Below are 19,119 nucleotides of genomic sequence, written 5' to 3' on the forward strand. Positions count from 1 at the left end.
ACCTACTTCGTTTTCTCTTAGTCTTACTATTCTTTCAAGTTTTTCTTTAAGTAATTTTTCCATTACAATTCTCCTTTAATGTGAGTATATGATAATGCTCTCTTATTTTTTCGCAGGGTAGCACTTTTTAGGACGGCACCACTTTCACGGCAGACTGACCCCACTAACTCCGCCAACGGGGGGGGGTCCGTCCGCTGGATTGAGTTGTTATAGGTTTTTTTTATAAGTTTTCTCATTAATTTTACACAACAATATAACAGATGCAGCCCAGATACATTGTTTTCTATTTTTATAAAATTCTTCTTTTCTACGTAGACTAAAACTCAAACTTTGAACTATTCTTTTTTGTTCACCTCGTGAAAATGACGCTATAATATCCTCTATTGAAGTAGAAATCATTTTTATATTGTGTGCATAAGTATTTCGTAAATCTGCCAAGGCTCGTATAAATTTACGTTCTGATTCATCTAGCAGCAATAATTTTTTTAATAAATGTAATTTGCCTATGGGTTTTGAGCACATATCTAACTTTAAGAAAAAAGATAACAATTCAGGCTTGGCAGAGATTTTGGCAATTAACTCAGACAACAGTGCCTCAAAAATAGCATAAGTCTTAATAATAAAACTCCAATCATTTTCTTCTTTGAGCGAATGGATAAAGCCAGAAGGTAAATTACATTTGGTTTCTAAATCTTGAACATGTAAGTTAAATTCTAATACACCCATCTTCTATTATTTCCCCTATACCATTCGAAATCAGCTGATAATACATTTGGTGCCGTCCTACGTGGCCACCCTATATTTCCAGCGTGTCATTTTCGTGTCACGGATTTCGAAAAACAACTAAATATACAAAAAACATATAAACAAATAAAAAACAGCTATCTCCTTTATCTTACTCTAGTTATGTATAAGTTCAAGGATAATAGCTGTTTATAAAATTATAGTGGCGGAGAGGCAGGGATTTGAACCCTGGGTACCCTTACGGGCACTCCTGCTCTCCAAGCAGGTGCACTAAGCCGGGCTATGCGACCTCTCCTCGCCATATTTTTACTATGCTACGAATTTATAAACAATTGCGCGTAAATCTTTTTATATATATCCGCCGTCAAAGTCCAGGCATCACGCATGAATTCCGTGAACGAAAAACCGCTCGTCATAAGTCCGAGTATGCCGGCGATGACGATGACATTGATCGCGTATATTATTATGCCGGAGGTAAGATACCCCGCCTTCACAAGGTCCGGCTGTTTTGTCTTCAGCACGTCTATTGTCATTATAATATGAAACGCCAGTGTAAATCCAAGTAAAAAGAGAAAATATTTATAAGGGAGCGGCGTCTTTAAAAAGACATTGTTCGCTACATATGCCGCTATCGCGAGAAGTATGGCATAAAACGGCACAAAATAGGGTGCCAGTGAAATAAATATATTATTTTTAGTCGTCGCCACACTTCCCGTAGCCGAATTGACCTTGAAAGATTTTACCCTCCCCAGGCACATCCACGTCGCCAAAGCGTGTACCGACTCATGCCCCAGCACATAAAAATATGACGGCTTAAAAACCAATAGATGCATAATGCAATACACCGCCACTCCCAGCGTAAAATACTGCTGGCCTACGGTCCAGGGGCTTTCAAAGTTTCCGAACTGCCTGTAAAAGGTAAGCGATATACTTACCACTACCGGAAGAAGCAAAAGCCCTATGATGGTCTTGAGCGCCTCGCCCGCTTTTGACGAGCCGCGTTTCGGGATTTTATTGTTATTTTTGCCGATTTTAGCCAATTTTAATTTCTTTCATTCTATCCATATAGGGCCAGAGCGCCTTTGGTATAAGGACCGTGCCTGTTTTTGTCTGATAATTTTCCAGAATCGCTATAAGAAGTCGCGCCGTCGCTACTCCTGAGCCGTTTAATGTGTGTACGTAGGCAAGCTTCTGCGTATTTTTTTCCTTATATTTGATATTTGCCCGGCGCGCCTGAAAGTCCTCAAAATTACTGCAGCTTGAGACTTCAAGGTGCATTTTGCTTCCCGGCGCCCACAGCTCTATGTCGTAACATTTTGAAGCGGCAAAGCTTATGCCGGCCGTAGAAAGAAGTGTTACGCGATACGGCAGTTCCAAAAGCTGCAGGACCTTCTCCGCGTTCTTCAATAATGACTCCAGCTCGTCATAAGAATCCCCCGGTTTGACAAATTTTACCAGCTCTACCTTATCGAACTGGTGCACCCGGATCAGTCCCTTGGTATCTTTGCCGTAAGAACCCGCCTCGCGCCTGAAGCATGCCGTGTAGGCTGTATAATAAATGGGCAGGTCCTTCTCCAGAATCACTTCATCGCGATATATGTTGGTAAGAGGAACCTCGGCTGTAGGGATCAAAAAGAGGTCTTCGTCTTTCAGCCGGTACATATCTTCTTCCAATTTGGGCAGTTGGCCGGTGCCGGTCATGCTTTTTCGGTTCACAAGAAAAGGCGGGAAAATCTCTGTATAGCCATGTTTCTTTGTATGAAGGTCGAGCATAAAGTTTATAAGCGCCCGCTCCAGCCGTGCGCCTGCGCCCTTATACAAAATGAAAGATGAGCCGGTTATTTTGGATGCCCTTTTGAAATCGATAATGTCCAAAAGCTCGCAAATCTCAGTGTGGGGCCGCGGCTCAAATAGAAACTTTCGGACTTTGCCAAACTCCTTAACTATCTTGTTTGCCTCCTTTTCAGGCCCTACCGGTACGCTGGAATTGGGTATATTAGGCACCAAAAGGAGTATATTTTCCAATTTTTTGTCTATGTCCTCCACTTTTGGCTCTAAATCGTCTATTTTTTGGGAAATCGCCTTTATCTCACCTTTTAAGCTGCTAACATCCTCCTTTTTTGCGATTTTTTGGCCTATTTCCTGGGAAAGGGTGTTCTTATTATATTTAAAACCCTCCAAATCCTTAATAATAGACCTTCGCTGGACATCAAGCGTAAGTAGTTCATCTATATCGAGTTGCATACTTCTATCTTTGATGGATTTCCTCACAAGCTCCGCATTTTCCCGTATGAATTTTAGGTCCAGCATATATTCTCCTATCAGCCTTTTATGACTCCTAGCGGTCGCATCCGGCAGACCTTTCTGGCTATACCCGCATTATGGACCACGTCCACCACTTCGTTTACGTTTTTATAGGCATAGGGCGCTTCTTCCGCCAAAGTGCCCTTGCCTACCGCCATTACCTTTATACCCTTTGCCGCAAGGTCCTGAAGAAGCGTCTTTCTGCCTTCCGACCTCATGGCCTCGGTCCGCGACATAAGCCGTCCCGCTCCGTGGCAGGTCGACGCAAACGTCTCTTCTTCCGCCTTCTTTGTACCTAAAAGTAGATACGAGTTACGGCCCATATCGCCCGGTATTATAACGGGCTGGCCTATATCCTTATAGACAGCAGGCAGCTCCGGATTCCCGGGGCCGAACGCCCTTGTGGCGCCCTTTCGGTGCACGCACAAAAGCTTCTCCTTGCCGCCTATATTATATCTTTCAAACTTAGCTATATTGTGCGCCACGTCCCATACAAGCGACATGCCAAGCGCCTCCCAGCCTTTCTCAAATACCTGTTCAAAGCTCTCGCGCACCTTATGCATAAGGCATTGGCGGTTGTTCCAGGCATAGTTGGCGGCGCATTTCATCGCCTTTATGTAGTCCTGGCCGTCATCGGATTTTACCGGCACACACGCAAGCTGCCTGTCCGGAACACTTATGTCGTATTTTGAGAGGAGCCGCACCATGCTCTTTGCATAGTCGTCACATATCTGGTATCCGAAACCGCGGCTTCCGCTGTGTATCATCACGGTGGCCTGCCCTTTACGAACGCCAAGCGCTATCGCAGCTTCATCGTCGTAAACTTCGTCCACTACCTGCACTTCAAGGAAATGGTTACCTGAGCCGAGCGTCCCAGACTGCTTCTTCCCTCGCTCATAGGCGCGCTCCGATACCTTATCCGGGTCCGCGCCTTCCATGCAGCCTTTCTCTTCGGTGTGCTCAAGGTCGTCTTTAGCGCCGTAGCCGTGCGCCACAGCCCACGCCGCGCCCTTCATCATTATCTTCTTTTCTTCGGCATCGTTTACTCTTATATCGCTAGTCGAGCCGATGCCGGCCGGCACGTGCGAAAAAAGGGTATTAACAATTTTATCAAGGCGCGATACGACATCTTTCTCCGCAAGGTTCGTACGCACAAGCCGCAGGCCACAGTTAGAGACGACAAAATTATCGGCTATAAAATTATGATCCTTGTGCCCTACAGTAAAATCATAAACATAATCGTTAAATTCTATTTTTGTTATGCTTTCTATTGTATCCCAAACCATGCCGGATTCTTCCATGCCGCAGGATACGTATTTCACAAACTCATCAAAAGTAATAGCGTCGGGGCTCATCCTCGGCTTGCCCTGCCTTTTTCCATAAATGCTTCTCTCAATAAAGCGCAGGTTGCCAAAATCTGGACCAAGTTCTTTATAAACCGCTTTTGCGTTAAGGCCAGTGGATGATAGTGTCAGCGCCTTCTCCGCCAAAAATTCTTTTTTTTCTATAACACCTTTTTTCATCTTAAGATATTGCACAGCTATATTTGAAAGCCGCCGTCTTTTTCGGTTATATTCAAACCCGATTTTTGAGTACAGATTGAGCAGATTTTCCGTCGTATTTGATAGCTGTAACCTTAAGCGCATGGATGTGGTATTATCTTTGCATTTATACTCTGTCCTGCAGCTCATCGCGTTAGAAACAATGCTAAATTCTTTCAACATCGCTTCTATGTCCTTTAAGAAATCCTTTCCATTATCAACTATGCTTTCGGTTTTATTCATGGATACTGTGGGACAATAAAAATTATACCCGTAACCTGTCAGCGTTTTGGGAGTCGACATCTCTGCTCCAAAAAAAGCCGCAAGAAATAATCTCTTCTGCCATAATGGAGCTTTCATAATCCATTGCGGAACGCGGTATGACTGGGCAGTTTTACTGCCAACCGGCGTACCGAGGCACGCTAAAAGAGCCGCAAAGGCGCTTGCGCCTACCTTGCACGAAAAGTTTTCGGCAGTAAAACTATATTTTGAATACATCGTTTCTATTTCATGCATTCGTTTCCTTGAATAAGCACGTGAGCACGTGAAGCCTATTTTTTCTGCATCCTTTCGTATATCTTCCAAATCATTTTTCTGTCCGTAAAACCAAGTAAAGCCCTTTCCTCTTTTCCGCAAAAAATAGATGTTTCCATCTCCAAAATTGTATCCCATCATCTTTAAAATATAAGGCAACTGCGGAGAATTATAGCGCAAAGGAAAAAGATTTCGCTTGCGAAGCTGTATTATAACCTGCTCCAGGCCATGCCCTCGGGAATCTTTTTCTATGCTTAAAAGGTATTTCTTGATATCGTTTTCATCGACAATTATCTCATCCGATGGTTCCTCGTATTGCACCCCTTCAAACGGATATATGGCGACAACGTCATCCGGATTAAGGCTGCGTATGGGGATCATGCCATCGGGCGTCCAGAAAGGATGATCTTCCGTTGCGACAATTCTGTTTCCGTTTAGGGTTTTCATTTCTAAGACACGGTTTTTCGGCCGTATTTTTAGGAATGCGGCTACCGGCGCTTCTTCTCTATCCTTTTTCTCGAAATTGATGCAGGCAAGATTTTTTTTCTGAAATATCTTCTTGGAATCGCCGATAAAAATATATGCTCCGTTCTCTAATAAAATTTTCGTGCTGCCTGAAAGGCAATTTATGTCATAGCCGACACCGCCGGGGGTGATAACGCCGCCTGCTTCAATATCCGTCGCAACCACTCCGCCTATCGGAAGGCCGTAGCCCCAGTGTATATCGGGCATCGCCAGCGAATAATTAACTATGCCCGGGAGGCACGCCGCATTCGCCACCTGCTGGAGCGCCTTGTCGTGGCGTATATCTTTCAGGAGTTTCTCGTCAGCATAAATAAGCCCCGGCACCCTCATGCCGCTCATAAAGGACCGGGGTATCTGCCACTTATAATCGCTTATCTTTTCAAGCGGCCCCTGCCAGTCGTTGGCCATGAATTGTCCCCATCCTTAAACGTCAAAAATTACTTGCGCCTCGTATCTTTCGCCGTTCTTAATTATCTTAAGTTCATGGCGGGTAGCCGCTTTTATCTCTGCTTTAAGCCGGTTTCTATTCTCGCCTATAAACCGGCCTTTTACTTTTGCGGTCAGATTTTTGCCGGTAAGCTCCCCGATATTAAATTCGCTGAATATTATATTTTTTGTATAGAAATTATATAGAAGCTCTTCAAGCCACTCTATAAGCAGTTCTTCCTCATCCGGCGCCTCTAGTTTGACCTCTATCTCCGCAGAACTCTTTATCCCCTCAAGGTCGGCAATGATAGTAAACATTCCGAGAGCCGCGTTTTCAAAAAGTTCCTTCAGTGTATTACCGTATACCTTTATAGCTATATCCGCCGTATGGTCCGTGATCTCAAAACGCCTCTTGCCATTATTCATGATAAGGCCTTTTTCATGTCGTCGGGGACGAGCTTTGGCTTAAAATCGCTGCCTATGCATGCGAGGATTATTGTGGCTATAGTTAAAGTGGTATCATCTTTTTTGATCTCCTGGAAAAACCGGATGGATGCCCTTCCTACATCTTCTATGCGCGTGATTACGGAGATCTCCTCGCCATAGCGCGCGGGCCTTTTATAATCTATCTCCGCGCGGACGACTGCGAAACCTACTCCGCGCTTTAAGTATTCGGCGACTTCAATGCCTTTTTCGCGCAAAAGCTCCGTACGGCCTTCTTCGAAAAAATCGAGGTACCTGCCGTAATAGACCACGCCTCCCGAGTCGGTATTATGGTAATATATTCTGCGCTTGATGTGAAAATCTGTCATAAGTACCCTAGATGTTAATATTCACTATTTTCGCGGGCGGAAAACCGTTAAAGTAGGTGGATGAGGCGATGCTATAGGCGCCGATATTTTCGGCGTATAAGAGATCGTCTATCTCAAGTTCGGGCAGCTCTTCCGCAACCGAGATCGTATCAAAGGCATCGCAGGTAGGCCCGAATACGGCGCAAACTTTCAGCTCCCCATCCTTAAACGCCTTAAGAGGATACTGGCAATGGTCAAATACGATGCCCGAGAAGGTGTGATAGACGCCGTCGTCCAGATAATAACACAACTTGCCGTCACGCACGGCTTTTCCTATTATTTTCGTAACAAGCGCGCAGGCATTGGCTACCATAAAGCGTCCGGGTTCAGCGAGTATCTCCATAGTATCGGGGAATAATCTTTTGAATTCGCCGTTTAACTTCCGCGCCAATGTTTTGAATGATTTTACTTTGCTGTGGTACTTTACGGGAAATCCACCTCCGATATCCAATATATTTATTTTGTATCCACGTGACTCGGATTCTTTTAGGATGGAAGCGGCAAGCTGAAGCGCCTGCATATAGTTTTCGAAATTGTTGCATTGACTTCCGACGTGAAAACTGACGCCTTCCACGACTAGCCCCATATTAAACGCTTCGACTATTAGATCTACCGCCTCGCCGGGATCGGCGCCGAATTTGGACGAGAGCTCTACCATGGATCCTGTATTCGGCACCTTTATTCTTAAAGCCAGGCCCGCATGAGGGCAATGTTCCTTTATCTTTTTAAGCTCGGCCAGATTATCATAGGTCACTAGCGGCTTATACTGGTCCAACTCCTTCAAGGCCTCGACCTTTTTTATCGTATTGGCGTAGATTATCTTATCCCAGATAAAATCCTGCCGCTCTTTCGGAGGCAGGTTTTTTATGTTTTCGTGGACGATATTAAATTCGGGTAAAGACGCAACATCAAAACTTGCCCCTAGTTTATAGAGAGTCCTTATTATCTCGGGCGTGGTATTTGCCTTCACCGCATAATACGCCTGCACTCTCGGAAGGTTTTCCTTAAACTCTCTGTAATTCTCCCTTATCTTCTCGTGGTCAATGATAAAAACGGGCGTGCCGTGTTTTTTCGCTATCTCCTCGAGCTCCTCGAGATGTTTTTCTTTACCCGTGTCTATATCTGTATTTTTTTGTTCGGTAACAGCCATTTCACCCAGCCTTAATCCCTGAAAAGGAAATTTTTAAACGCCCACGGGCTCTTTTTGTCTAAGTATTGGTTAGGATTTTCCTTGAAGAATATTTTGTTATTTTTAAACGGCGTCCAGTCCGAAGGCTCGGAGACCAATTTCCCAAGATATGGCTTCGCTATTTTCAACACATACTCATAAGGAATGTCGTCCGGCACGCAGAAGCCTTTCGTCGGATTTTCTATCATCCACATAGCGGCGGAGACAACGCCTATAGCCACCTGCATTGTCGTTGCATTCTGATGAGGAACCAGGCGGCGCGATTCTTCTATACTTAATATGCTGCCGGTCCACCACGAATTATACCTGTGGCCCATGATGAGGGCGCCCAGGATATCGTCGCCTTTTATTATTTCGTCGCTCATGATGCGCAGTTTCGGCTGCAGGTCATAACTTCTGATACGGAGTTCATGTAAAGATGCGATGGTCTCGTCGCACGGCATATAAGCGTAATGGACGGTAGGCCTGTAGATAACCTTTTTGTTCTTCCAGATAGTCAGCTTGTCTGAAATGCTGAACGCCTCTCCGTGGCGTATTACCATTCCGATGATCTCGTAGTAAGGCACCCATGAGCGCACCCACGTGTTCATGCCCATCTGAGAGAGAAAGATCTGGTTTTTAGGGCCGGTCGGCGGAATATTGGCGAAAGCCGGCAGTTCTTTTTCATGTGTACCCCATCCCATTTCAGAAGGGGCTACGCCCTCTTCCCTTAAACCCTCTATGCTCCATGTGCCGACAAATTCATTTATCTCTTTGGGCTTATTGGTTATCTGTGTATCTCTTTCGCTTACGTGTATTACTTTAACGCCGAGTTTCATGGCAAGATGCGCGAATCTTCTCTGGCGTATCATGGTTTCAAGGTTCTTTGCCTCTCTTTTTGGTACGGCCTTGTCGCGTATCACTTTTGTAGCAATATCCACTATGCCCTTTTTTGTAAAGTGCGATATAAGCCCTGGGTTCGCTCCGTGGTCCACAACTGCAGTCGTCCCGTCCTTCCAGTTCGCCGTCATCTTCCTGAGTATCATCTGCCTGTAATAGATCGATTTTTCAAAGGGGCTCTTTTTGTCCGCATCGGCATAAGGATCCCATTCCTCGACGGATGTGTTGACATAGAGGACTTTATTATCATGGCACCAGCTCATAATATCGCCGCAGTCTATATTCCAGGCAAGGTCTATGATGAGGCCCCCCGGCGATACATATTTTGAAAGGATACGCCTTATGCTTGCCGGCGTTATTCGCTCCTGGGAATATTTGATCCCTTTATTGGTCCAAGATTTAAGCTCCTTGGCTTTATCGACAAAATCCATTACCGTAATATTTTTGTAGGGAGCTTTGATATGCTTCAAAAGTATCGGCAGTGTGCATCTGGCGACAGAGCCGTAACCGATCATTAAAATTTTGTTATTGAACTCCATGATACCTTTTTCTCCTTTTACACCGCCTCCATCGTTGAGGGCGGTTTTGATGTTATGTTGTAGGTAACGCTTACTACGCCGGGCACTTCCGAAACGATTCTATCCGCCAGTTTCCTCAGTGTATCGTGCGGCAATTTTGTCCACTCGGCGCGCCTTGCGTCAATGCTGTCCCAGCACCTTATTTCGATCTGCAACCCGAAATCCCTCTTTCCCGCGCGCATGCCTGTAACTCTGTCATTGTGGAGTATCGCCATATACTGGAATGCGCCGCACCTTGCGAGCATCTCTTCTGTTATGACAGTCGCCTGCCTGACTATCTTTATTTTTTCCGGGGTTACATCGCCTATCACTCTTGCCGATAAAGCCGGCCCAGGAAATGGCATCCTGTTAAATACCGAACTCGGCAGGCCCAGCGCCTCCCCTACTTTTCTTACGCCGTCCTTACGCAGCTCGACAAGCGGCTCTATGATCTTGTATCCGAATGCCTTTTGCGGGTCTATGCCCAGCTGTTCAAATACATTATGCTGGCGCTTTATCCCGGCAACAGTCTCGTCGACATCCGTCAAAATGGTACCCTGCAAAAGGTATTTTGCGCCGCTATCCTTTACCAGTTTTCCAAAGACATCTTTATAGAATGTCTGGGTAATCGCCTCCCTTTTTTCTTCCGGGTCGGTTATACCTTTAAGCGCTTTAAAAAACTTGTCCCGGGCATCTGTAATCTCGACTTTTACGCCCAGTTTTTTAAATACTGCTACGACGGATTCCGGTTCATTTTCACGCATGATGCCGTTATCTATAAAATAGGTCTTAAGCCGCGCGCCGATCGCCTTATGGCCGAGCATCGTCACGACAGATGAGTCCACGCCGCCGGAAAGGGCATTTATGACAAGCCCGTCGCCTACTGTTTCAGATATATCTTTTACCTTTTTATCTATAAATTTTTTTGTATCCAGCTCATTTACCGTAATCTCCGCTATTTTCATATTTATCCTCCGATTTACCCTCACTTACTCGTCCGTAAATCGTCCCGAGCAAGCGACCTTTCGACAAGCTCAGGGGAGCGCGTCGAGGAATCTATTTATGGCTGCACTTTGCCCCGGGCATGTGCGCCAGCGCGTGTTCTATATTTCCCACTTTGTAATATAGCTCTGCCATTATAACACATGTGCCTATAACATATACCACAATAGCGGCTATAAGCAACTTTTTAAAAACCGGCCTTATCTTTTCCATTTCATACCTCCCGATTTTCCTGCTATTTAAATAGGGTCAATGCGGACTATCATCTATTTCTATCTCAAGCACCACGCCTTCTCCTGTGGCCAGCGACAATATCTTCTATATCCTTCCAAACCTCAGGCATCTCTAAAAACGAAGCGAACTCTTTAACTTTTTTCTTAATGTAAAGCCTGTCGATTTTAGGATTACTATTAACGATCTCCTGGATATCTATGAGATCCACGGGCCGATGGGCCACTGCCTTAAATACGATCAAATCTTCCGGCGTTGGCAGATAAAAAGTTAATCCTCCGATCCTATATCTTTTACTGTTCTTTATCGCCTCTTTCTCGAACGGCAAAAACCCTAAAGATATGTCCACATTGATACCGCTTCCTTTATGCGCCAGGAGCAAAACCCTGTTCTTTTTGGCGAATCCGACAGCGTTTTTTATGCGCTCCTTAAAACCGTATTGCCGGGATACCCGCAGCATTCTCGCAATATCATCATCTTCCACCAACGCCAGCACATCTACGTCTGCTGTGAATCTGGGTTTTCCCAGGATACTCGCCGCCACACCTCCAATAATCGCCCATGGGCACCCTGATTTCTTCATTAACTTTTGTATGGAAATCAGGGATCTTAGCAAAATTTCGAGCCGCTGCGATCTCTTCACCTTCGGCCGCCTTTCTTTAAGAGTATCCACCGTGAGCGCACTCTTAATTTTTGCTGATCTTCTCCAATCTTTAATCCCAAACCGGCCCCTATGGCCATAATCGAAGCAAGTTTATACAACCGTTCTTTTATGGACATCCTGTGAAGCTGCTCATCTTCAAGAGCTGCCACCCTCGCCCAGTTCTTCTTAAACCTCTTCAGTAATAAATTGTCTTTTTTCATCTTTTTTAACCTCTGCCCTGTGTTACCCGTTCTCTTTCTTCGCCCTCTTATCCGCCGGCCCCGCGGATTATCCGTGTATGTCCGTGTCTTTCCTTAAGGCCGCCAGTATCTTGCGCTTCTCGCTTTCATTAAACTCTGTTCCGTAAAATCTTAAAAAGACCTCTATTTTAATTTCTTGTAATGATATTTTAGGTTGTTTTTGGACTATAGAGCTTCTTACTATCTGTTTAGCGCTATCAAACATGGAGCAGCCCATAAGTAAACGCTCTTGGCAGGATTTCGCCATCATCAGCTTCCTGAATTTAGCCTCAATCGCCGGATGTGTATCGTTCATCGTTTTAACTCCTTAAAAATCTCATGCAATCCCAATTTTGCAACCCAAGTTTCGATATGCTTCGGATCTAAATCATCTACCGTGTCCATAATATTGCGCACGTCTTTCAATTGTAGTTCAGAATGGCTATCTTTAGCCCAAAGCAGCTTTGCTAAAATCAAATCTTCCGCTGAGATAATCCACAGCGGATTATTTGCAATCAGAATTTTTTTTCTTCTGGAGAAGGCAGCTTCCTGAAACTCTGAGTCCTTTCGGATAATAAAATCGATCTTAACCACATACTTATTGTGAATTAAATTAAACATCCCTTGACGCAGGACTTCGCTCCTGACCATTTCTGCGTCTATATAAAAATCGTCTTTAAAAAGATCTGTAAAACGGTTAATATCGATACCTTTTAATTCTATAACGATATCGATGTCTCTTGTCATGCGCGGTATGGTATAGTAATTGGCTGCGATTGAGCCGGAAATCATATAATTGATACCTGCTTTGTTTAGCCGTTCTGTAACAATTTTTAATACTTCTATCTCTTCATTCATCTCGCCAGCTTCTTGACTTCTTTTTCGAAATATTTTTTTATTTCTGCCCACTCTACTTCTTTCAACATCTGCGGCATCTCTTCGGGTTCGGCGTCATCAAAATATACTAAACTCTTCATAATGTGCATGGCAGTGGTAGTCAAATTTTTATATTTTCTCTCATAAAGCCGGATAACTTTATCTAGAGGCGCGGTTTCTTTACAGATAAAATAAAGGTCCACAAAATCTCTCTTGGTTCCGCGGGAAGCAATGGCAGCGATCTTCATCCCTGCAATATCCCGTACATCCGAAACATTTATCTTTCCAAACTTTTTGGGAGCATAGAGGGTAGGGTAATTATAATAAAATATGCTAAACCGCACATCGCTAAATTTACCTAATATCGTCCGCCAAGAAATTTTTTCAAGCTTAAAGTCCGATATTTTTTCAATCTCCGGTAAAAGCATCTGCTCATCAAATTCTATTGGAGTAAAGAAATCCAGATCGTATGACAGGCGGTGTCCAAGTTGAAGCGCCAAGGCAGTTCCGCCGGCCAAATAGGTATTCCGAATGATTTTGGTTTTTTCTAATAGGGCCAGAATTGCTTTTGTATTTCCAGGAAGGACCTGTTCAAACATTTTACACTCTCCTTTTTGACATCTAAAATAAAGGCCCAAAAATTAGCACTTTTTTGCGAATACCCGCGATAATTACATAAGGCATTTTTTATCTCTGATTTTTTGAAATTTTTAAACATCCACTCGACTGCCCTTTTGTCTCCGTATTCCAAAATCCGCTTTATGATGTAAATCTGCCTATTTTGCGGTTTTAGTTCCGTAAAATTCACGTCCCAAAAATATTTTTTTAGACTAGGAGGCAGCTTCTTCATCTTTTTTAACTTTTCTCCATGCTATGACTATTATTAAGCAGACTGCATTTTAGTCATGATCAAATTGCACAAAGTTAGATTACACTATAAGTGCTTTATTGTCAAGAAGTTAGCGAAACCCTTCTTCCAAATTTCCTTCGCAAGACGTTCATCTAAACTAAAATTATTTCCAAATCCAGCTGTTAATACCGGACGATATCGCCGGCCGATATACTCAAACTCATTCAATCCGCTATACTTCAACAAATAGTGCGGGATGCGCGTCTTTTTGCCTAATACATAGAAAACCGCGGTAAAGAAGGTGTTCGTCTCGCGTTGACTGGAGCCTCCGGCACCGCCTATGCCGATCACCTCCCTGTTAGCATGATTCTTTCTAATAAATAAACTCTCAACAGGATTGCGATAGTCAAATCTAAATTCTTCTCCGCTCTTCCAGTATAGATTGGAGCGTCGATGATATTCCAAGCAAATACGTTTCTTCGTCCAGCGCGCCAGATTAAAAAATTTCTTGCGGCGCAGCATTTTTATCGCTCGCGGTCGATAATGAATATCCATAATATGCTCATCGATATCTCCGATCTTTCCTTGTGCCTTCGCAGGGCGGTATCGTTTAAGATAGGCAGCATATTCATTCTGATCTATAAGATGCTTAAATATGTATTCATCCAGCCGCGAGTATACTTCTTCTCTCGAAATATGATAATACTTCTTTTTGCGCCATGTGGACGGATCGGGATAATCGATTCGTATATGAATAGCCTCCAGATCCTTCGCATAAGGCTTAAGAGTAATAACTCCCTCTTTGATGGTCGTCTTGAGATATCCCGCGCCGTAAACCAAATTCTTTAAAAGCTCCGAGGTCTCTTTCATAAAAATTACCTATCGAATGACTGCCTAATCTCAAATTTGACTATTATTTCGCGCTTTCCATCGCTTCATTAATCCGTTTAAGTGCGGCGTCCAAAAAGGTCTGACGATATGCACTATTCTTATCTCAGATTCTCCTCCGCATACAAAGATAACTCTACCAGATGCTCTAAAAATTGCTCGGCAGTTTCTCCTACAAAATTATGAAGTACAAGTTCTTTTGCAAAAAGACGCAAAACGTAGCGAAGCTTCCTGGTCCGTTCCCTGCCGGCAAAAATGAAGTCTCGATGCCCGCTGTTTATTATGATAATATTGCGTTCTTTATCATAACGCGAACGCCACATACGGCCGGCAGCGCTCTCTAATGTATATGCCGGCAATCCTTTGTTTGAAAACTCACTATTCTCAACAGGCGCTTTCAATAAAGAGTCGATAACGGTGATAACAGCCTCCGCTTCGCAGGTGGTGTCTGCCTGCCTCGCGACAAGTCTTAGCTTGCATAATCCGGGCTCATTTGGAGCGTTAAAAATCGCGACTTCGCCGTCATGCTTGTCAATAGTGCCTACGCCTTCTGAAATGGCCCATTGGTATGTTAACCTCTGCTCTACCTGGCGCTTACTGCGGTCTAACCCAACAGCACGAAAAGATTTCGCCTTACCTGCCTGAACAAGAGCAGAACCCGGGTGAATCCTGGCAGAAAATAGCGGTCCTGCGATTTCAAAAAACTCTCTTTGCCCATTTCCTTCTCGTCGCCGTACGTTATTGATTATAGTTGCGCCGCTTTCATCCGTAATATTGTTATTGCTGCCCGAAAAAGCTGTCTTTCTCTGTCCAATATCAAACCAATCGTATTCTTCCTGCGGTAAAATCAGCATTGCTTCCCGCAGCGCCTTTTGAACGGAACGGAGTATATTCTTACTCATACGCTCGTCTTCGGCTTTACTTTGCTCCAGGCCAATTTTTGTTAAATGTTCTTTAAGGGGTTCTATGCAATCACAAAATTTCGCGAAATGTTCGTCTCTAATAACTCCGTCTCTTGTGCCTGGAGTAATATGTAAAAACGGCGCGTCGATAATGCCCTGAAAATAACCTGATGTCCATGGTTCACATTGAAAGAAATCGAGCGTAGAGATATTCGGCAATAACCGCGTTCCTCCTCGAAAAAGGCTGATACAATTTTCGGCGTTTTTTTCTGAAAGATATATCTCCATATACACATCTCCAAAAGGCGTTGTCATAGCAGGTAGATTATGAATAAGCTGTCCTTCATACTTACGCGGCTCGACTTCAAGTTCAGAACGACTGGTTCGATCGATAATCTTAATCTTCACGCCTGTATGCCGGATACGATCTCTTAACTCGGAAGCCAAATATCGCTGAATCTTCTCACCGTTCAAGATGCGTATTCCCGCAAGTAAAGGAGAGATTGTTAACTGTGTTCCCTTTATCGGCAATAGATGGAACCGGGGAGCAATGCTGTAACCCGGCTTGCCCTTCTCCATGCTCATCTGATAGATTTTGCCATCCTTGCCGGAAGAGACCATTAATAATCTATGGCCGACTGTCCAGAAGCTAAGAAGCCCTATGCCGAATTCTCCTTGAATGTTCTGTATTCCTTCATGTTTTAAGCGCGTTTTCAGCGAGTCGCATATATGGGTCGCTACGTATTTAAAATCGGGCATCCCCTCCTCAGCACATGGAATGCCCTGTCCATCATCGATAACCTTAAGATAATGCTCGCCGCGTTCTTTGCCGCGGATAATCGTAATATGGCGTGCCTGGGCATCAATACTATTCTCAACGAATTCGGCAATTGCCTTCAAGGGATTAGTCTGCGAAAGCGCTATAATTGTTATAGCATTCCAGTTGCTGCCTATACGCAGCCGGCCGCGGCCGCTATTATGTTTTCTGGTCATATTGTTTCCTCATCTACAAATAATTTCTTTGAGCGCTCGTTGATATACCGCCGTTTCGGTCAATTGGCTTGTATCAATATAATAATTTGCCGGAATTTTTTGAAAGCGCTTAAAAAGTTTTCGGACAAATTCATACTTACTTTTATATTTAGCGCTGTAAAGCCATCTATTTCTACGATCTTCCTTTTTCTTTTTCCGGATCCGCAAAGCAAGGGTTTTCCGCGATGCTTCCAGTTTAATCGTAAACATCTGCTCGAAAGGTAATGCCGCCCTCAAGAATGCTTCCCTGCAATTTAATCCAGTAGTTTCAAGTATGCAATTCTTCCACCTGTACCGTGATAGCTCCCGAAATAACGCAACCCATGCATCGGCTTCACCGATGGACGTTTGCGAAAATCGCGCCCTGTGGTAACCGATACGAATCACCGGCACTTTTAATACCTTACTCAATCTTCGAGCTAACGCCGTCTTCCCGGCACCCGGCAAGCCGATGATGTGGATAATGGGAATGGTATTACTTTTCTTCATGCACTTGCCTTCATCGCATTGTCTTTAACAATTTCAAATCGTTTAACATTCGATCGTGAAATTCGAATAGATACTCCAAGACCACGTTCCCGTCCCATTTGCTTTCGATAAGATAGCTTACCACATCTTTACAAAACGTATCAATTGGCAGATGTTGTTTATTCCCTTCTTTGGCCGAAAGATGGACATTCTTAATATTTTGTTGGTAGTCCTTAAACAAGCGCCATATTGTTTTTTCATCCAATATATGTGAGGTATCAAGGGTCATCGGCAAATTGAAACTGACCGTTTCATCGGGAGTAAACACTCGTCTTTTGCCTTCAAAGGTTTCAATACAAAAAACAACTTCGCCGTTATACAAACCAGTAAAATATTCTAAATTTTTAAGCGCTTCTTCCTGAATCCTCTTATCTTTATTGACATTGTTGGGATGGAGTGTAATAGACCTAGCCCCAAGCGCCTTTGCAAAATCAGCTATTTCCTTTCCCCATATCTTAAATCTTTCATCAGTAATGGGAGCCTGAACAGCATGTATGCCAATTACCGTTGTGTTATAAGATTTTATCTTCTCGGCAATCTCCGACAGGTGCCGTCTCACCGGTTCATGTATATCCCAGTAATAAGGCAGAGCTACCTCAACGGGTACTCTTATGTTCGCATATCTTTCTTCAATTTGTTCAATCCTATCAAATGATTGCCTGATTCCAAACTTGATCATTATTTCACGTTTTCCATCGCTTTGTTAATCCGTTTCAGTGCGGTGTCAAGATTAAAATTTTCCTGCTCATCAGGCGTTAAGACGTCAAATAATTCTTTTTCGATGCGCAAACGCATGTCTTTGATTTCATCCTCCGTACGTCCGAGATTGACACGATATTTCGATAGGTCTGTATTACCCCTGTCTTCCTCGATTTTTTTCCTAAAAAGCTTCATGACTTCTTTATCTGCCAGGTTGAAGTTGTGCCGCAAAATAAAATCAAGGTCATAAAAATCGCGTGGAGCGATGATCTTTCTTAAGGCCGCGGCGCGCAATTTCTCGCTTACGACCTCTTTTAAAGAAAGACAAGTCACTCTGCCTGCGTCAAACAGCGGTTCCTTGGTAAAGGGGTGTAAAAACTTATGCTGCACCGTTTTCTTCTCGACAGGGCAAATCGGGTTAAACCTAAGCCCGATTTCAAACTTGATTATATGCTCTGCCGGCTGAATGGCTGATTTATACGCAAAGTAATAAATATACTGCTTGGACTCATTGCGTCCGGCTTTTTCCGCGTCATCTATGCGCATATCAAGTTGCTTGGCAAATCCTGCGATCTTATCCTTTACCGGCTGTATGGATTTACGCCGATTGCCCCGAGTCGTCGTATACTCCGGCAGAAGCATGCTAAAATCCAAATCCTCGCTCAAACGATAATACGAATAATAGATCTTATTGAGGCACGTACCGCCCTTTAAAATAAGGCCGTCCGAAAGCTCGTGCACCCTGGAAAGGATCAGCGTCATATAATAATCCTTTTCAAGAAGCGGCGCTCTGAATCCGGTGCGCTGAACCGTAATATTTATAACATCGATAAATTGATCTTTATCCTCGTGGATCATTAATAATGACTCTCCATTTTTTATTGAGCTTGCCTTTGAACAAACCGGTGAATGAACCTATTGCCGTATCTTCAATGCTCTTCACTAGAGGCGCCATGGCGTCACTAGAATACCCCATTTCTTCTAATAGGACACCGATCCTCTTGCGGGTTTTTATGTTGGGGAATTTTGCCGCAAAACGGATGAACTTCTTGAGATTGCAGCGCTCTTTCTTGAGCTCGCGTTTAAGGATTTCAAGAGCGCTCATTATTCCGCCGACCGGCTTATTAAAATACACTAAATCCACCAGCGTGCGCTCCAGTGAGCTAATAATGACTTCTCTGCCTTCAATATCGATCTTTTCTAAACCATACATCCGGCTTTCCGGGATCCTTAGAAAGTTAAACGCTACCTGGCATATTTTCTTTTTTCGCTGCAATGAGGTATTCAAAACATACACCACCTGAAAGAGCTGCTCCGTCAAGCTGTAGTAGTTGTACATCGTGGAATAACCGATATAATAATTGCCTTTCGGGAAGAATTGCGGCGGGATAAGCATTTCGTTGACGGCCGCTCCCTTTTCGCCATACTCAAGGGGCGAGAAAACATATACCCCTCTTTTAATGGTGGAAAAGATACCTTTCTTTTTCAGGCGATATACAGTTTTATTGCGCTCGATATCGTCGAACTTAAAGAGGGTGTTCAAATCTTCTTTAGTAACAATGCGCTTTTTCTCGTAGGAAAGGCGGGAAATAACCTCGATTTCCTTCTCGCCCAGACGAGTCCTTTTTTTATTATCCATAATACCCCCTTGAGGAATTATCATTAATTACTTTATAGAT

The 19,119-nt window shown here is 43.8% G+C and carries 21 protein-coding genes and 1 tRNA gene; all 22 read right to left on the reverse strand.

Annotation, left to right across the window (positions count from 1 at the left end; all coding sequences use genetic code 11):
* Window positions 1–207: 207 nt before the first annotated feature.
* Window positions 208–726, reverse strand: a complete 519-nt coding sequence (locus KKI13_01790; protein MBU4487782.1) for a hypothetical protein — start codon at window positions 724–726, stop codon at window positions 208–210.
* A 221-nt stretch (window positions 727–947) separates the two neighbouring features.
* Window positions 948–1,039, reverse strand: a tRNA-Ser gene (locus KKI13_01795).
* Between the two features lie 19 nt (window positions 1,040–1,058).
* Window positions 1,059–1,784 carry a M50 family metallopeptidase gene (locus tag KKI13_01800; protein MBU4487783.1) on the reverse strand — a complete coding sequence of 242 codons (726 nt, stop codon included), beginning with the start codon at window positions 1,782–1,784 and terminating at the stop codon, window positions 1,059–1,061.
* Complete coding sequence (gene serS / locus KKI13_01805) at window positions 1,777–3,054, reverse strand: serine--tRNA ligase (protein ID MBU4487784.1); 1,278 nt, start codon at window positions 3,052–3,054, stop codon at window positions 1,777–1,779. Before serS ends, KKI13_01800 begins: the two co-directional genes overlap by 8 nt.
* 11 nt (window positions 3,055–3,065) lie before the next feature.
* Window positions 3,066–6,056, reverse strand: a complete 2,991-nt coding sequence (locus KKI13_01810) for an intein-containing RctB family protein (GenBank protein MBU4487785.1) — start codon at window positions 6,054–6,056, stop codon at window positions 3,066–3,068.
* A 15-nt stretch (window positions 6,057–6,071) separates the two neighbouring features.
* On the reverse strand, window positions 6,072–6,500 hold the full coding sequence (locus tag KKI13_01815; GenBank protein ID MBU4487786.1) for an archease: 429 nt from the start codon (window positions 6,498–6,500) through the stop codon (window positions 6,072–6,074).
* Window positions 6,497–6,886: an acyl-CoA thioesterase gene (locus KKI13_01820; protein MBU4487787.1), complete on the reverse strand. Its 390-nt coding sequence runs from the start codon at window positions 6,884–6,886 to the stop codon at window positions 6,497–6,499. The genes KKI13_01815 and KKI13_01820 overlap by 4 nt, the downstream gene beginning before the upstream one ends.
* Before the next feature lie 7 nt (window positions 6,887–6,893).
* On the reverse strand, window positions 6,894–8,075 hold the full coding sequence (locus KKI13_01825; GenBank protein MBU4487788.1) for a type III PLP-dependent enzyme: 1,182 nt from the start codon (window positions 8,073–8,075) through the stop codon (window positions 6,894–6,896).
* A gap of 11 nt (window positions 8,076–8,086) precedes the next feature.
* Window positions 8,087–9,532, reverse strand: coding sequence for a saccharopine dehydrogenase NADP-binding domain-containing protein (locus KKI13_01830; GenBank protein ID MBU4487789.1), 1,446 nt, complete (start codon window positions 9,530–9,532; stop codon window positions 8,087–8,089).
* 17 nt (window positions 9,533–9,549) lie between these two features.
* Window positions 9,550–10,515: an ExsB family transcriptional regulator gene (locus tag KKI13_01835; GenBank protein ID MBU4487790.1), complete on the reverse strand. Its 966-nt coding sequence runs from the start codon at window positions 10,513–10,515 to the stop codon at window positions 9,550–9,552.
* A gap of 91 nt (window positions 10,516–10,606) precedes the next feature.
* On the reverse strand, window positions 10,607–10,765 hold the full coding sequence (locus KKI13_01840; protein ID MBU4487791.1) for a hypothetical protein: 159 nt from the start codon (window positions 10,763–10,765) through the stop codon (window positions 10,607–10,609).
* A 64-nt stretch (window positions 10,766–10,829) separates the two neighbouring features.
* Complete coding sequence (locus tag KKI13_01845) at window positions 10,830–11,426, reverse strand: nucleotidyltransferase (GenBank protein MBU4487792.1); 597 nt, start codon at window positions 11,424–11,426, stop codon at window positions 10,830–10,832.
* Window positions 11,423–11,647 (reverse strand): hypothetical protein, encoded by a 225-nt coding sequence (locus tag KKI13_01850; protein MBU4487793.1) that lies wholly within the window; start codon window positions 11,645–11,647, stop codon window positions 11,423–11,425. The genes KKI13_01845 and KKI13_01850 overlap by 4 nt, the downstream gene beginning before the upstream one ends.
* Before the next feature lie 67 nt (window positions 11,648–11,714).
* On the reverse strand, window positions 11,715–11,981 hold the full coding sequence (locus tag KKI13_01855; GenBank protein ID MBU4487794.1) for a hypothetical protein: 267 nt from the start codon (window positions 11,979–11,981) through the stop codon (window positions 11,715–11,717).
* Window positions 11,978–12,523, reverse strand: coding sequence for a hypothetical protein (locus KKI13_01860; protein ID MBU4487795.1), 546 nt, complete (start codon window positions 12,521–12,523; stop codon window positions 11,978–11,980). The genes KKI13_01855 and KKI13_01860 overlap by 4 nt, the downstream gene beginning before the upstream one ends.
* On the reverse strand, window positions 12,520–13,140 hold the full coding sequence (locus tag KKI13_01865; GenBank protein MBU4487796.1) for a nucleotidyl transferase AbiEii/AbiGii toxin family protein: 621 nt from the start codon (window positions 13,138–13,140) through the stop codon (window positions 12,520–12,522). Before KKI13_01865 ends, KKI13_01860 begins: the two co-directional genes overlap by 4 nt.
* A 335-nt stretch (window positions 13,141–13,475) precedes the next feature.
* A complete protein-coding gene (locus tag KKI13_01870) occupies window positions 13,476–14,261 on the reverse strand; it encodes a hypothetical protein (protein MBU4487797.1) in 786 nt (261 codons plus the stop codon).
* A 119-nt stretch (window positions 14,262–14,380) separates the two neighbouring features.
* The gene (locus KKI13_01875) at window positions 14,381–16,174 is read right to left on the reverse strand and encodes an ATP-binding protein (protein ID MBU4487798.1); all 1,794 of its coding nucleotides are present in this window, start codon (window positions 16,172–16,174) and stop codon (window positions 14,381–14,383) included.
* A gap of 9 nt (window positions 16,175–16,183) precedes the next feature.
* Entirely contained in the window at window positions 16,184–16,702 is a 519-nt protein-coding gene (locus KKI13_01880; protein ID MBU4487799.1) for a hypothetical protein, read from the reverse strand.
* A 10-nt stretch (window positions 16,703–16,712) separates the two neighbouring features.
* Window positions 16,713–17,420: a hypothetical protein gene (locus KKI13_01885; protein ID MBU4487800.1), complete on the reverse strand. Its 708-nt coding sequence runs from the start codon at window positions 17,418–17,420 to the stop codon at window positions 16,713–16,715.
* Entirely contained in the window at window positions 17,420–18,298 is an 879-nt protein-coding gene (locus KKI13_01890) for a nucleotidyl transferase AbiEii/AbiGii toxin family protein (protein MBU4487801.1), read from the reverse strand. Before KKI13_01890 ends, KKI13_01885 begins: the two co-directional genes overlap by 1 nt.
* Window positions 18,282–19,079 carry a hypothetical protein gene (locus KKI13_01895; GenBank protein ID MBU4487802.1) on the reverse strand — a complete coding sequence of 266 codons (798 nt, stop codon included), beginning with the start codon at window positions 19,077–19,079 and terminating at the stop codon, window positions 18,282–18,284. Before KKI13_01895 ends, KKI13_01890 begins: the two co-directional genes overlap by 17 nt.
* Window positions 19,080–19,119 lie beyond the last annotated feature (40 nt).

The organism is Candidatus Omnitrophota bacterium (genome assembly GCA_018894435.1).
Lineage (GTDB): Bacteria > Omnitrophota > Gorgyraeia > JAHIPI01 > JAHIPI01 > JAHIPI01.